At 39.8% G+C, this 14,209-nt stretch carries 22 protein-coding genes; 1 reads left to right on the forward strand and 21 read right to left on the reverse strand.

The features are described from left to right. Positions 1–23: 23 nt before the first annotated feature. A complete protein-coding gene (locus AN944_RS01290) occupies positions 24–2,855 on the reverse strand; it encodes a hypothetical protein (RefSeq protein WP_055022776.1) in 2,832 nt (943 codons plus the stop codon). Positions 2,856–3,333: 478 nt separating this feature from the next. Here AN944_RS01290 and AN944_RS21995 point away from each other — a divergent pair, with 478 nt between their 5' ends. Next, positions 3,334–3,870 carry a prepilin-type N-terminal cleavage/methylation domain-containing protein gene (locus tag AN944_RS21995; RefSeq protein WP_055022777.1) on the forward strand — a complete coding sequence of 179 codons (537 nt, stop codon included), beginning with the start codon at positions 3,334–3,336 and terminating at the stop codon, positions 3,868–3,870. A 76-nt stretch (positions 3,871–3,946) separates the two neighbouring features. Here the strand turns inward: AN944_RS21995 and AN944_RS01300 are convergent, their stop codons facing one another. The 20 genes from AN944_RS01300 to AN944_RS01395 all read right to left on the reverse strand — a co-directional run bounded on the left by AN944_RS01300 (position 3,947) and on the right by AN944_RS01395 (position 14,209). After that, positions 3,947–5,905 carry a TRAP transporter fused permease subunit gene (locus AN944_RS01300; protein WP_082419838.1) on the reverse strand — a complete coding sequence of 653 codons (1,959 nt, stop codon included), beginning with the start codon at positions 5,903–5,905 and terminating at the stop codon, positions 3,947–3,949. A 130-nt stretch (positions 5,906–6,035) separates the two neighbouring features. After that, positions 6,036–6,974 (reverse strand): TAXI family TRAP transporter solute-binding subunit, encoded by a 939-nt coding sequence (locus AN944_RS01305; RefSeq protein WP_268788255.1) that lies wholly within the window; start codon positions 6,972–6,974, stop codon positions 6,036–6,038. A gap of 269 nt (positions 6,975–7,243) precedes the next feature. Continuing rightward, the gene (locus tag AN944_RS01310) at positions 7,244–7,576 is read right to left on the reverse strand and encodes a hypothetical protein (protein WP_055022779.1); all 333 of its coding nucleotides are present in this window, start codon (positions 7,574–7,576) and stop codon (positions 7,244–7,246) included. 14 nt (positions 7,577–7,590) lie between these two features. Next, the gene (locus AN944_RS01315) at positions 7,591–8,205 is read right to left on the reverse strand and encodes a hypothetical protein (RefSeq protein WP_055022780.1); all 615 of its coding nucleotides are present in this window, start codon (positions 8,203–8,205) and stop codon (positions 7,591–7,593) included. A gap of 9 nt (positions 8,206–8,214) precedes the next feature. Further along, complete coding sequence (locus AN944_RS01320; RefSeq protein ID WP_235530825.1) at positions 8,215–8,571, reverse strand: hypothetical protein; 357 nt, start codon at positions 8,569–8,571, stop codon at positions 8,215–8,217. A gap of 52 nt (positions 8,572–8,623) precedes the next feature. After that, positions 8,624–8,971, reverse strand: coding sequence for a hypothetical protein (locus AN944_RS01325; RefSeq protein WP_200913355.1), 348 nt, complete (start codon positions 8,969–8,971; stop codon positions 8,624–8,626). Positions 8,972–8,975: 4 nt separating this feature from the next. After that, complete coding sequence (locus AN944_RS01330; RefSeq protein WP_055022781.1) at positions 8,976–9,350, reverse strand: hypothetical protein; 375 nt, start codon at positions 9,348–9,350, stop codon at positions 8,976–8,978. Between the two features lie 47 nt (positions 9,351–9,397). Then, positions 9,398–9,736, reverse strand: coding sequence for a hypothetical protein (locus tag AN944_RS01335; protein ID WP_055022782.1), 339 nt, complete (start codon positions 9,734–9,736; stop codon positions 9,398–9,400). Beyond that, complete coding sequence (locus tag AN944_RS01340) at positions 9,736–10,074, reverse strand: hypothetical protein (RefSeq protein ID WP_055022783.1); 339 nt, start codon at positions 10,072–10,074, stop codon at positions 9,736–9,738. Before AN944_RS01340 ends, AN944_RS01335 begins: the two co-directional genes overlap by 1 nt. 50 nt (positions 10,075–10,124) lie before the next feature. Continuing rightward, entirely contained in the window at positions 10,125–10,475 is a 351-nt protein-coding gene (locus AN944_RS01345) for a hypothetical protein (RefSeq protein ID WP_055022963.1), read from the reverse strand. An 89-nt stretch (positions 10,476–10,564) separates the two neighbouring features. Further along, positions 10,565–10,903 (reverse strand): hypothetical protein, encoded by a 339-nt coding sequence (locus tag AN944_RS01350; RefSeq protein WP_055022784.1) that lies wholly within the window; start codon positions 10,901–10,903, stop codon positions 10,565–10,567. A 16-nt stretch (positions 10,904–10,919) separates the two neighbouring features. After that, the gene (locus AN944_RS01355) at positions 10,920–11,258 is read right to left on the reverse strand and encodes a hypothetical protein (RefSeq protein WP_055022785.1); all 339 of its coding nucleotides are present in this window, start codon (positions 11,256–11,258) and stop codon (positions 10,920–10,922) included. 18 nt (positions 11,259–11,276) lie between these two features. Then, positions 11,277–11,591: a hypothetical protein gene (locus tag AN944_RS01360; protein ID WP_055022786.1), complete on the reverse strand. Its 315-nt coding sequence runs from the start codon at positions 11,589–11,591 to the stop codon at positions 11,277–11,279. Positions 11,592–11,624: 33 nt separating this feature from the next. Continuing rightward, the gene (locus AN944_RS01365; RefSeq protein WP_055022787.1) at positions 11,625–11,951 is read right to left on the reverse strand and encodes a hypothetical protein; all 327 of its coding nucleotides are present in this window, start codon (positions 11,949–11,951) and stop codon (positions 11,625–11,627) included. 31 nt (positions 11,952–11,982) lie between these two features. Then, positions 11,983–12,234, reverse strand: a complete 252-nt coding sequence (locus AN944_RS01370; protein WP_160319066.1) for a hypothetical protein — start codon at positions 12,232–12,234, stop codon at positions 11,983–11,985. 117 nt (positions 12,235–12,351) lie between these two features. Continuing rightward, entirely contained in the window at positions 12,352–12,690 is a 339-nt protein-coding gene (locus AN944_RS01375; protein WP_055022789.1) for a hypothetical protein, read from the reverse strand. Between the two features lie 36 nt (positions 12,691–12,726). Continuing rightward, on the reverse strand, positions 12,727–13,044 hold the full coding sequence (locus tag AN944_RS01380) for a hypothetical protein (RefSeq protein ID WP_055022790.1): 318 nt from the start codon (positions 13,042–13,044) through the stop codon (positions 12,727–12,729). A 60-nt stretch (positions 13,045–13,104) separates the two neighbouring features. Further along, on the reverse strand, positions 13,105–13,449 hold the full coding sequence (locus AN944_RS01385; protein ID WP_235530826.1) for a hypothetical protein: 345 nt from the start codon (positions 13,447–13,449) through the stop codon (positions 13,105–13,107). Between the two features lie 29 nt (positions 13,450–13,478). Continuing rightward, positions 13,479–13,838 carry a hypothetical protein gene (locus AN944_RS01390; RefSeq protein ID WP_055022791.1) on the reverse strand — a complete coding sequence of 120 codons (360 nt, stop codon included), beginning with the start codon at positions 13,836–13,838 and terminating at the stop codon, positions 13,479–13,481. A gap of 35 nt (positions 13,839–13,873) precedes the next feature. Beyond that, positions 13,874–14,209 (reverse strand): hypothetical protein, encoded by a 336-nt coding sequence (locus AN944_RS01395; protein ID WP_055022792.1) that lies wholly within the window; start codon positions 14,207–14,209, stop codon positions 13,874–13,876.

Consider the following 14,209-nt stretch of genomic DNA (forward strand, 5'->3'; position numbering starts at 1 on the left):
GGCTTAGCAAGTAACCTCTTTAGTTACTTGATAAATGCCCAACCTTCACGCCAGTCAGTTTGACCGTCGAATGCACCGATGTAGTCAGTTGATTCGAAGAAGCTGTCTTCAGTACTCATATCCAGACCTGTACCTAGCAATACTGTGTCAGTACCTGCTGGCATGCCATCTGTTAATGTTACTGCTTGTGCTGAGTTACCCGTTTGAGCAAGGAACCATGCTTCTGTATCAACAGCATCCGTTGTGGCTGCATTATCAGAGCTGTACTTGAATGGCTCGTTACAATCGATAACTGAGTGAGAAATCATTAATGACCCATCGTTAACATTGTCCACAAGACCTGCATAAGTCCCATCTAGCTCTAGACACTCTCCCGACTCAGTATCAGAGGTTGACCCTTTACGACCTTGAATCAATAAGTTGTGAATTGAAGCTGCCGTTGCAACACGAAGGATAATGCCTTCACCTTTGTCGCCACTGGCATTTTCAATATCGGTACCAGGCAGAATCGTCACGTTAGAAATAGTAGGATTTGAAACCGGCGTATCGTCAGCGCCTTTGTGGCTATCGCCTTCAAAGCCACGGTTAGCTTGACCATCTTCATGAGTGATATACACATATTGTGCTTTACCCTGCCAGCCATTAGTCCAATCTAAGCTGTCATCGAAGTTGTCGGTTAGGTAAACATATTTAAGATTGACCGCACCACCCCAGAACTCGACACCATCATCGCCATTCGCATGAACTTGAATGTGGTCTACTTGCGTGCCACTGCCCACTGCTGCGAACGAGATGCCGTTCATTTCTTGGGTATCATTTACTTTAAAGCCAGCATACTTAACAACCACATAGCTAATTTGACCACTGTTATCTGTGTTGTCGTTACCGCCGTATGGGAAATCGCCAACTTCGAATGAAGCGTCACATGCATTTTTATCAGGACAAGTATTGGTTTCGCCGTTACCCAGTAACACTAAACCACCCCATTGACCACGCTCACCTTCTGCACCTGCAATTACATCTTGCTGTGAAGTCATCACGATTGGGTGTTCTGCACTGCCTTGCGCCATGATTTTTGAGCCACGGCTAATCGCAATGTAGCTGTTATCTGTAGCAAAAATTTGCGTACCAGCTTGAATGGCTAACGTTGCAGAATCAGTGTTATCACCACCTACAACGACCGCGCCACCATCCACTTTGTACATCACGTTTTGACCAGCAAGTAGCGTGGTATTTGAAGTGATATTGCCTTGAATTGAACACACTAAAGTGACGCTAGCATCTTTATAAAGCCCAGCTACCACTTCTTCTGACGTTGTGCCAACAGGACAAGATGTTAATACTGGCAGTTCAGTCGGTGCAGGCGCAGCATCTTCGTGAATTGCTGTCGTCCAACCTGTAGTCCAGTCAGTTGTGCCATCGAAAGCACCAATGTACTGCGCATCAACTAAACGGTCATCCATATTAGCTAAATCTGCAGCGCCACCAGTCAGTGCGACTGATGATGAATTAGGCATATAACCTGATAAATCAGATGCACCAGCTAAGTTACCATCTTGCTCTAGGAACCATTGCTCAACATCAAGTGCTAACTCACGACCTTCATCCGCATCAGGTTTGGCATCTTTAAACGGCTCAACACAATCAATTAAGCTGTGTTGCATGTTTAAGTTACCGGCTTCAGCTGTGGTTACAGTGTTGTCATCGTTAACTTCTAAACATTCACCAGAATCAACATCGCCTTTTACAAGCATGTTGTAAGCATCTACTGCTGTACCTTTACGGAATAAAATACCTTCAGCATCGTCACCGCCACTGTTAGTACCGTTAGCCACTTGAATAGTAAAGTTAGCTAACGCAGGACGAGATTGTGGTTCAGCTTCTGCACTGCTGTTACTGTCAGCTTCAATACCACGGTTAGAGCCATTATCTTCTTGGCGAATATAAACGTGTTGTGCACTACCTTGCCAACCGTTAGTCCAATCTAACGAATCATCAAAGTTTTCAGTTAACACTACGTGTGAAAGCGAAACGTTACCGCCCCAAAATTCAACACCATCATCGTTATTTTTATGAATTTGAATATGGTCAACTGTGGTGCTCGCACCAACTGCAGCAAAACTGATACCATTCATTTCTTGTGTGTCGTTGATTTTAAAGCCACCAAACTCAACACGAACATACTGGATAACACCCGAGTTATCTTCAGTGTCATCGCCACCGTAACTGTGGCTGCCAACTTCAAAAGCGGCATCACAACTTGTTAAATCAGGACAAGAGTTCACCGGTGCGTTACCAAGTAATACTAAACCGCCCCACTGACCCGCTTGGCCTTCTTGACCCAGTGCAGATTCCAATGATGTAAACACGATAGGCGCTTCAGCAGTACCTTCTGCCATAATTTTAGAGTCACGGCTAATCACTAGGTAAGACTCGCTTCCACCTACAATTTTAGTGCCCGCCATGACAGATAGCTCAACTGAATCTGCTTTATCACCACCAGCGATAACTGCGCCATCAAGCATCCAAACAACATCATTGCCTAGGATAATCTTGTCACCGTCTTGCCCACCAACGTTAACCGTTGACGCCCCTGTTGAAGGAGCAAGTGTGCCAGATAATACCCAAACTTCTTTACCGTCGATTGCAGCAATTGTTGCACTCTTCTCAGCAAATCCACCGTAAGCCGCTTCTTGATCTGATACGTCAGGAGTCGTTGGCGTATCTGGAGTTGTTGGCGTTTCAGTGTCTGAACCTGTATCGATATTGATATCACCACCACAACCTGCAAGTAATAAGGTTGCAGAAAGTGCAGCAGATACAGCGTTAAGTTTAAAAATGTTTTTCAGTTCCATTGTCATCTCCGAGGACGGAATTAAGCGTGTTAAGTAATTTGGCTGGTCGACAAATTAACCTGCAAAAATGACAAAAAGACTTCGCCTAAGTGACAACAAGATTTCAGAATAATGAAGGGAATATTAAAATTATTAAAAAACAATAGCTTACACAGATAAACATTTGATATTAATTAGTCACATATTTAACAAATATTTCACCAAGGTCGCCAAAAGTAATTATTTAGGAGGGGGTGAGCAAACTATAATTGGACCAAAAAACCAAAAAACAGCACGCTTTTTTAACTCTATTTACACGAAATATTGAAGCAATATGACAATAAAAAGTCACAGATTAGCAATCAAAATAGGGGAGGATTTACTATCCTAAATAGGTTAATTTAAGTTTTTCTTATGCATCTTAGTCAATGTGTTTTACCATACAAGACATAAGTAAACCCTAATAAACAAGCTGTTAATTCACTTTAAAGGACAAAAGATGGCGATTAACTCAACCTCAGGCTCAATTAAACTCACAAGCACTAAAGGCTTTACGTTAATTGAATTAGTGATTGTTATCATTATTTTAGGGATCCTCGCTGTTATTGCTGCACCTAAATTTATTAACCTTCAAAGTGATGCAAAAATCGCGACCGTACAAGGGGTAAAAGCCGCGATTCAGTCTTCACTTGATTTAGCCTATTCACGCGCAGCTATTGATGGCGTCGAAAAAGATGATCGCAGTTTGATTGATTACAACGGCGAAGTAATAGAGATGAAACTGGGCTACCCAGAAGCCTTTGGTGAAAATGATGGCGGCGGGTTACCGCAAATGCTAGAAATCGGCTCTGAGATAGACTTTTGTTTTGGTAGTGGAAGTTGTACACCAAACGTAGAAGTAGGCTCATCAAATGTGCGCTACGGCTATGATTTAGATGATGAGACAATTAACTGCCATGTACGTTATATTGAACCGACTGGCACTGGTGGCTCAGCAACGACCTACACATTAACGGTCGATATCACTGGCTGTTAACCATCAATGTGCTTATTAGATATAAAAAATAGGTTTAGCCGTTCAAGCTAAACCTATTTTTTGTTAACTCACCCTATTAAACCGTAGCTTTATCTTGCGTTTTCCACTGCACAGCCAATAACCCCAGTACAACCGCCACTCCAATAACGCCTGTGCCAAATGGATTAAACAATACCCAAGGGACAGTGGTGATTGCAACCAAGCGCTCAACCGTTGAAAGCGGACGTAAAAGGTAACCTTCAATTGATATCGCAATCGCGACAATAATGCTGGCAGTTTGAATGATCGCAAAAGTGAATGCCATCAAGCCCGCATCAGGATTCAGTAAATCGGTATAGGCCATCATAATTGGGATAATGAACAAACCGCCTGCCAACTTAAATGCCTCAACGGATGACTTCATCGGATTAGCATTGGCAACCCCAGCGCCTGCAAATGCAGCCAGCGCAATCGGCGGAGTCACATTGGAGGTTTGCGATAACCAGAACACGATTAAGTGAGCCGTTAACAGTGGTAAGCCAAAATCACCTAACATAGGCACAGCCATGACAGCGAGGACAATATAAGCTGCGGTAACCGGTAAGCCCATCCCTAAAACCAGTGCCACAATACTGATAAGTCCCAGCGCGACCAACATATAACCGCCAGAGAAATCCATCACAAATTGGGTAAACTGCAAGCCAATCCCCGTCTGCCCTACCACACCAACAATGATGCCTGCAGCGCCACAAGCAACAGAAATAGGTAACGCTAATAGCGCACCGTTTTTCATGCCTTCGATAAACTTCTTAATCCCAATACGGCTATGTTTTCGCAGTGCAGCAGTCACTAAAATCGCCGCACAACCCGCTACGCCAACCAGTAATGGTGAGTAGGCCATCATCAATAACACGGTGATAATCACCAATGGAATAAGATGATGAGCACCATGTTTCATCACTTCAATCACCGCTTCTGTACGACTCGCCGCTTGAAGGTTTAACTTACATGCCATTAAGTGCACATAAAGTAAGGTGCAAAAGAAGTACAAAATTGCAGGCGCAATAGAGGCCAACATGATGTCGCTATAAGGCACCCCCGTAAACTGCGCCATGACAAAGGCACCTGCGCCCATAATCGGTGGCATAATTTGCCCACCCGTTGAAGCCGATGCTTCAATCCCCGCAGATTGCTCAGGGGTATAGCCCAGTTTTTTCATCATCGGAATCGTCACAGCACCAGTGGTTACTGTGTTTGCAATTGCCGATCCTGAAATAGAGCCAAGCCCAGCAGATGCCAATACTGCAGCTTTGGCTGGGCCGCCACGATACTTACCCGCAATTGAAAAGGCTAAGTCGATAAAGAATTTACCTGCGCCAGTGACTTCTAAAAAAGCACCAAACAATACAAAAATAAACACTGTTGTGGCCGCAATACCCAAGGCAGAGCCAAATACACCATTGGCTGAATATATTTGGAACTGAATCAACTCTTGCAGTGAATAAGCTTTGGTGGCCATTGCACCTGGGAGTAGGTCGCCAAATGCGCTATAGGCTAAAAACATTCCTGCAATCAGCACCATCACCCACCCCACGGTACGCCGACAGCCTTCCAACAATAAAACCAGCAATGCACTGCCCGCCACTAAATCCACAGTACCTAAACCATAAAGCATATGGTCGATATCATTGTAGTCAAAAATGGACATTCTATAGCCAGCAAAGAGGGTGATACCACACAATGCAAGATCGAACACACGCCCCGCTAAATAGCCTTTTTTGCGGCGATTTTTAATCAGCGGATAATGTAAAAAAATCAGAATTAATACCCAGCACAAATGCACTGGTCGAAAATAAGTGGCCGATATGGTGGAGGTAATACCTTGCCAAATTTGAAATGAAGACAATAACACTGCGACAATAAGTGTTGTGTAGCCTATAACTTTAATGGTTTTTTCATAAGGAAGTGTGTTGGCAACATCAGGGTTATGGCCTGTTTGATGCGCATTATCCCCACTCACATATTGCTCGGCTTTTTTGCCTTGTTCTTGGGTCATATTTTTTCCTCTATGCCAAAGATTGCACCTAAGCACAATCAGTGACCTAAATATACAAAGGCAACCTTACGTTGCCTTTGTGTTCTTGCATTCACCTACAGGTGTTTTATCGTGTAGAAAATCCAGCGTTCTACTTAATACTATCTAAATACTTTTGCGCACCAGGGTGCAATGGCACACCTTGCAGGCGGTCAGCATTTTCAGGTGTTGTGGCTTCAGCAACCTTCACGACCTTTTGCACTTCTGACATATTCTCAAAAGCAGCTTTAGTTAAGTTAAACGCCATCTCATCACTCATTTTGGCGCTAACCACAATCACATTCCATACACTTAATGTCGGCACAGCGCCCACATTGTTGTATACATCGGCAGGAATGGTGTAATTGCTATAAGCATTGTTTTGCTTAATAAACGCTGCACTTTCTTCAGCAGAAACAGGAATAATATTAACCTTATGGGTTAATGCCACTTGAGTCACCGCACCAACACCTTGACCACCCACAATAAAGCCAGCATCAATTTGACCATTAGCTAATGCATTGGTTGTTTCTGAATAATTTAGGTACACAGCAGTTATGTCTTTTTTCACATCAATACCAATAGACTCAAGTAATGCAGCAGACGTTACCGCTGTGCCACTGGCAGGAGCGCCTAATGAAATACGTTTTCCTTTAAGATCGGCAAGCGAAGTGATGCCTGACTTTTCAAGACTAATGGCATGCACAAGGTTTGGATATAAGGCAAACAGTGTATTCACTGGCATTGCAGTTCTGAACTTACCTTCGCCTTTATAAGCATCAAGGACAACATTGCCCATCGCGATACCGGCAATCATATCGCCACGTACCACTTTAATTGTGTTCTCAACTGATGCAGCTGTCACTTCAGCCTTAACGTTTACTTGTGGGACTTCATCTGACCACACTTTGGCTAACGCACCGCCAAATGGATAATAAATACCGCTTTGACCACCAGTACCAATTGAATAGTTCTCGGCTTTAACCGCAGTTGGCAATACTAGTAACAAAGACAGTATCAACGCACGATAAAACATAGCCTTCTCCTTCATTTTTATTAATTTTATTAGACTTTACTTAACAAAGCCTTTAAATATTTATACATTTTTTTCGACTCGATAGTCTCTAAAGGGGTAGATAATGTCAAGGTATCGGAAGATCGTAGAAATCAGAGTGTGACGGCACTAGAAGATATGAATAGAATACCAGCTCAAAAAATAACAAGTTTAAACCTATCACCTATTGAGCAAGTCTGATTTGAACTGAATACATTTAGATAGAAATAATACTCATAAAAAAATGAACATAATAGTTAAATACATCAACCTATTACAATAAAACGGTTTATTGTTGGGCTGCATGCGGGTGTCACGCTATCTACATTCATTCTAATTTTTATTCCAGAAAAATATGAAGCTAATAGAGTACTGACGAGAACATCATAATTAACATGAGAAAGAGGGATTAAATATCGCCCACCGTTATCGCATGTACTGACATCACTATTACGATAATCAGTCATAAATACCATTCCACTTGCTGATGGATATAAGTGAAGGATTTTTGTATTTTCAGACCAAAAACTCGCTTTCGCACTTAGCGAGAAACCTAAAATAATCAGAACAAAACTTATCTTCATCACTACTTTTATCATTTTCAATCCTTGAATTATATTTGTTGTAATATCCAATATTTTTTTAAAACGGCTTCAACAGCATCCGCTAATAATGAGTTAGCTTTAACACCTTTGTCTCTTACCTCCTCTAGTGGAAATGCGGGGACATTTTCAAACTCTTGAGGATAGCGAATTTTTTGGGCAACCCCTTTCTTATCAGTCCAAGAAATAACTAACACAGCAGCAGTGAGATCGTTATTACCATCGACAATTTTATAACCATATTTTTCAACATTAATCATATAATCATTATCTGAGGAACTTATTCCACTTAGACTCGCCTCTTCGAAACGAATCGTAAACTGATTTACTGTAACGTTTTTCGCTGTATGCGAAAGTAAGTTACGCATATCAAATCCCTGTTCAGAAGTGGCTGCTCGAATATCCTTTGCAATGCCTTCATCAATCGCAACGCCGACAGCAATACCCATTGGGCCCATTGCAGACATTAAAGCGATTCCAGCACCTGCACCTTTACCTTGAAATTGGATTCTATTAGGATCTGAAAAGCTGAACACTAATGAGGCTGCAGATTGGTTGTTTGTTGAGGAACACCCCAAACACAACTGAGTAAAAACAATTATGAATGGCGCAATAAATTTCTTCATATCATCCCCTTAATCAATTGCATATAACCTCGTTATTTTTCTATATGCACTTGGGTTGCTATCCCAAGCCTCACAACCACCAGTATCGCTATAAGAAATAATCACACTTTTATCTGATGCTTTTGCAGCTAATAAAATTGCAAACATTCTAGCCCTTTGCTCTATAGAGTTGTGAAGACTTATAGCAAAAGTAGAGTTATTAGCACACTCTGCGACTGCAGTTCCATGATTATCTAAATTGACAAGTACAGTATCCCTACCCGCATATGTAACAATACTGGCAACTTTACCAGTTGTATTTAACCATATGGCATGACTAGAAGAGCTGGCTAGCAATAGAATAATTACAGTAAAAACTTTCAACATAACCTCTGATACAAAACGAGAATAAATCCTTTTACTACAACAACTTGCTACATCAACCTACACGATGTACTCGTATGTAGCCGCTCCCACAATCCCCTAAATTATCAAAACCGATATTTACAGGTTGTTTAGTTGTGTAAGCGATTAATAATCTCGAATACATTATCTCTCGACCTTTATCTGATACATCGGTAGCAATGGCAAAAAAACCTGATTTACAGCTAGGATGAGAACTAGGCTGATTATGTAACTTAAAAAGAATTCGACCAGAAGGGTAAGTCAAGATTTCTGAAACTATCCCATTCATATTATCGTTGTATCCAGCAACTCCCTGACCTTGATAAAAAACACCAAATACAAGAATAATTATTACACCCAGATATTTTGAAAAATTTAGCACTTTACTACTCCTTCAGCCAAATTCTGTCCATTTTTAAATAACCACTAATCGAGCCTCGCATTTGCAAAGTCACAGGACGCTTACTCGCTTGAGCAGCTAACGCTGTTGAATAAAAAAAGTTAGCAAAGTCTGGGTTATCACTTATGCGAATCGCACCAGCATTTCCATGGGAAATAGAGACATTGGCAACACTTGCATCGCTGGGGTCTATTGCTACATCAAAATACAATAAAATTAACCCACTAGAATTTACATAAATAGTTCGTACTTGCCCCTCATACTGGCAATAACCATTATGGCTACTATAACAACTGGGACTTTTTGCTAGAACATGATGACTCAGTAGCATTAATGCTATTAATAATAAAAATTTTCTCATTTGACATTCCTTTGCTTCTTACCGCGCGAATACTTATCCATTAATGGCTAAAAGTAGCGTTCTTGTAGACTAATTAGATCGATTTCGCAACTATCATTACTTTCAGAGTATGCTCTAACTTTTGACCCAGAAAGGTACCCCGCCATAGCAATACTCTGCATTTGGCTGACAACCTGCTCTGAATGTTTTGTTTGAGTTATGGTACCAACACCATTGCACATTTCAGTCGTTTGATGAGTAGACTCTTTAGAAAAATAGACTTTAATAACTTTAACGTTATTAAAATCATAATGCTTAACACCTATCACTTTACCGAATGCAATATCAGCAGCATTAACGGTCCAATATGGGAGAAATAAAGCCAATGCAAAAAGTAAGTATTTCATCATCCTAGCCCTGAAGTAATTTGAATATTACTAATTCTGCACCTTTGACCGCCTCCATTGGTATAAACAGTAACAGTCTTATTCGACAGTGACATAGCTAACGCTGTGGCATAAACCCTATTCTTTTCCTCTGCTGAGCCTTCAAAATATAGCCAGCCATACTTGCCTCCACTACAATCTTCGGGTGATATATTACCCGCTAATCTAATTGCTGGTTCCGCACCAGATGCAAGTAATGAAGTGATTTTTCCTGATGCCCAAGTACTTCCTGCAGTCGCAAATTTGCATACAGTTAATAAAATGGTGAAAAATAAAGCTCTAAACGCAATAGATGTCATGCTTCCCTACTCGTAACGTAATAATAAATTGGTACACAAATTATTAAGTGTTAATCGTGAATATATAAAGCACCTGACTTTGTCATAGTGTTATAAGTAACACTAGAGACTGAATGCCAAGTAACAGGTAGACAACTATGAATATAAGGCTTCACTTTTTTACCTGCCATATAAGCGGCTAATACAGTTGAATATATTTTGTCATACTGTGGGTGATCGACCTTCACATAAAAACTATTCGATTTAGTGCAATTCCCAGCATTACCAAAAGCACCTAAAACGAAGAAGCCACCTCCCCTTTCGATTTCAATATGAGTAGGCACAGCGGGAGTAGCCCAACCACCAGCATAAGCAAGATTAATAGAGCTCAATAAAATCATAAAAGTTGAAAATTTTAACATTGAATAAAACCACGCTGTATTATGTGTGAATTTAATATTTGATAAGCTCTGTATTTGTTTACCAAATACGTAACGGCCTGATAAGTAAATCAATCGGAAATACTAGTAATGGATAGAGTAGTAACATAACCATAGGCATCAATCGCTTTGGGATCATAGGTAATAACAATTTTACTTTTAGCGTGTTGAGCAGCGAGTAATGCAGAGTAAAAATTATCAAATGCCACATCAGATTGTCTGACAGTAAAGTAGGTTACTCCTGCAGGCATTTTATCTAATTTATATAGCATGCCCCCTTTCCAACTATTTCCCCAATCACCGCCGTACAAATTAATTCTTGTAACCTTCCCCGAAAAAGATTCGGCAAAAGAGTTTGAACAAAATAAAATAAACAAACTAAACGTGATAACAACATTTCTTTTCCACATACAATTTCCGTTTGATTTAATGGACCACTTTTAAATGTCCAAAAGAGGCAAAACTGACATCAGCCCAATGAGTTGTCTGGCATTCACCGAACAAATAAAAATTAACTTTCTTGCCAGCCATAAACGCCGATAAAATCATAGAATAGGAAACTTTTTGACTAGATGGCCTAACCATAACTTGTCCATCAGGGCTAAAAGAACAACCAGTAACATTATTAAAACTTGATAGCTTAATGACAATCTGGTCTTCATTAACTAAATACATCGATTCAATCGTTGCTGCACCTGACCATCCTGATGCAGCAAAACCGTTTGAACTCATCAACATTAACCCAATAAAAAATAACTTTTTCAAATCTACAATCGTCCATGACTAATTTACTTCGGATAAACCTGAAATAACGCAAGTAGAATGAGTATCATCAATAACATATCTCAAACTCTTACCTTTAGCTTTTGCGGCAAGCGCATAAGCATATTGCGCACGATCAAATTCAGTGCCACTCATATTGATTTGCCCGCGGCTATAACTGCAATGTTCAGGGAATTGAGGAGATGAGATATAGGCAACACCATTATTTAAACTTAAAGACCAATCCGTTAATGTAGTGCTAGGCCAATATCTTTTTGATATTGCCGCATTAGGTAACACCAAAAGGGTGAGACACAAAAGAATTATATATCGCATTAACGTTCCTTGTTTTTAGCTGAAAGAGCATTGTTATTGTTTGTCAATTGTCACATAAGATATTTGGCATACATTAGAGCTATTTACAGTTCTCACTGAAACTTTTTTGCCAGCCATCTGAGCTGCTAATAAAGTAGAATAGATCCGATTAATACCTGGGTCTGTTGGACTTAAAGTGCTGTATACACCAGATACTGCGGAACAATCCATTAGCGTTTCATCACCCGAAGTTGCTATATACACCATCCCCGATGCTTTGATATATAATTTTTCAACTTCAACCCCAAAGCAACCATGCGGCACACAATTAGCTTGAACTAAAGGCGTAAAAATAATTAAAAACAAAAGCAAATATTTCACGGTGTAATCCTAAATAAATATAGTTAAAGTACTAATTAACTGTCCAACCCCATAACCAAGATTCAACTGAGCCATAATCATGACAACTCCCCGTCCCTCTTGCCCTAATCTTTTTCCCTGAAACTTGTGCGGTTAGCGCTAAGCTCATTATTGACTTACCACCATCCTGGGAAGAATTAAAGGATAAGTGCCTCGAATATCCACCTGAAACACAATTAGGACGTGTGCCTTTTAAATCCCTATCGAAAATCACTATTCCTTTTCCATCTCGATCAACACGCACAGACACAACCTTTGCATCTACGGCATCACTGATGGCAAATGAAACATTTGAATGAAAAAAACATAGCAAGATAATAAAAATCGTAATAAGTATCTTCATCATTTATTTAATACTGGATTATTCAACAATCAAGTATTTAAAACCTCTTATCGTATTATATGTTTGACCATCAAAGTTGACACAACCATCCGAATACCCCGTTACTTTTTTGCCTGATGCATAAGCCGTTAATAATAAACTGTATGCTTTATCATAATTTCTATCAGTATCAAGTAACACAACGGCATTATCTTTAGAGCATTGATTCGGATTTTCCCAGTCATCTGCATACAAGAAAAAACCACCTGTTTGAAAAGCTACTTTTTCAATTTTCTCTGTTTTACTCCACCCTTTAGACTGACAGCAACCTGCATATAAAAAACAAGCCGAAATAATAAAAGCAATTACCATTTTCATATAGTGTTCCACATACTCATAATCTTCTTCATATAACTAATCATTATAAGTTCTAATAATATAAGCTGATGTCCCATAATTAGTTTTGGAGCAGTCATAATTATTATCTTTATAACCAACAATGACTCTTTTGCTCGCCATTTGTGCTGCTAGTAAAGCTGAATAACGTTCATTAGTGCCCGCTTCTGTAATATACCCAAGCGTCCTCCAACTTGCGCCTTCTTGAAGGTACATTATTTTTGAGCCCTCTATTTGAATATTGATAACTTTTGCAATAGGACAATCAACTCTTGCTTGCGCTTCAAAAGCTAAAAAAAACAATATCGTTAGTGAAAAATTAACAAGTATTTTCATTAGTAGTAACCTTATAAAAATATAGGATTTGAACTTTTTATATTGACTAATAGTTCCTTATCAGATTTGGCCAATATAAACTGGTGCAGGAGCGACACCATAGGTAGGTAAAGTAGAACAGCTGCCTTCACCGCCATAATAAAATATTGCTTTACCATTATTTTGCTTGATACTTTGCAGCATGCCAGTCCACATCGCACACGTGGTTACATTCACACCTTTCCAATCATTATTTAAATTACAAATGTTGGTATAATCACCTCTACCTGTATGGAGTATATTAACTGAGCCGTTTCCGTAAATAAGTACACGTGATACATCGACCGAGCAATTAAATGCTGCAGAGGTTGAAAATGGCAAACCGACAAAAACAAAAAAAATTAACTTCATCATCCATGGTTTCATAGCTATTCCTTTATTATTTTTATTAAAAACTAATCATTAACCCGCGGGCCAAAATACCAGCCAGTTAATTCTTCCCAAGCAGGATGACTGGTTGCGCTGCAGTCTTTACTGTCGTTAAACCAAATGGTCACTGTTTTATTAGATAATTGCGCGGCAAGTAATGTGGAATAAATCAATTTACAATTATCGGCAGGTATACCAGCCACATCTTCTGAAATAGAACATAATCGTGGCCATTGTAGCTCCCCTATTCTCTCTGCGAGCACCAAACCATTTTGCGGTGACACAGATAAGCCTTTCACTAAACCTGAGCAAGTGTATTTAGTTGCATTGGCAGTAAAAGAAATTACAACTAGAGCGACCATTACGGCTAGCTGTTTTAAACGCATGTCAATCATCCTTGGAGGCGTATTTAATAGCTCAATTATCTATAAACAGTAAAATAACGAATTGTTTCTGACACCGACTGATCTAAACATTGCCCTTCTGTTCTAAATGCAACCGTTTTTTGGGCTGCAAAGGCAAGCATCAACATGCTGAAGTACTCTTTCGCCATAGGCCTACTCATTTTATAACTGAGATAATCACCATTTGAGCCATGGCAACTAGGTGGATTCTGCACCCCACCTTCAGGGTATACATAAATAATGTCACCTTGTTCGTACATCAGAATTTTAGTGATTTTTGCTGTGGTATTTGCCTCAGCCGAAACGGATAAAAAGCAGAGCAAGAAAATGATAGTTATCGTTATACGTAACAT

Source organism: Shewanella sp. P1-14-1, assembly GCF_001401775.1.
Lineage (GTDB): Bacteria > Pseudomonadota > Gammaproteobacteria > Enterobacterales > Shewanellaceae > Shewanella > Shewanella japonica.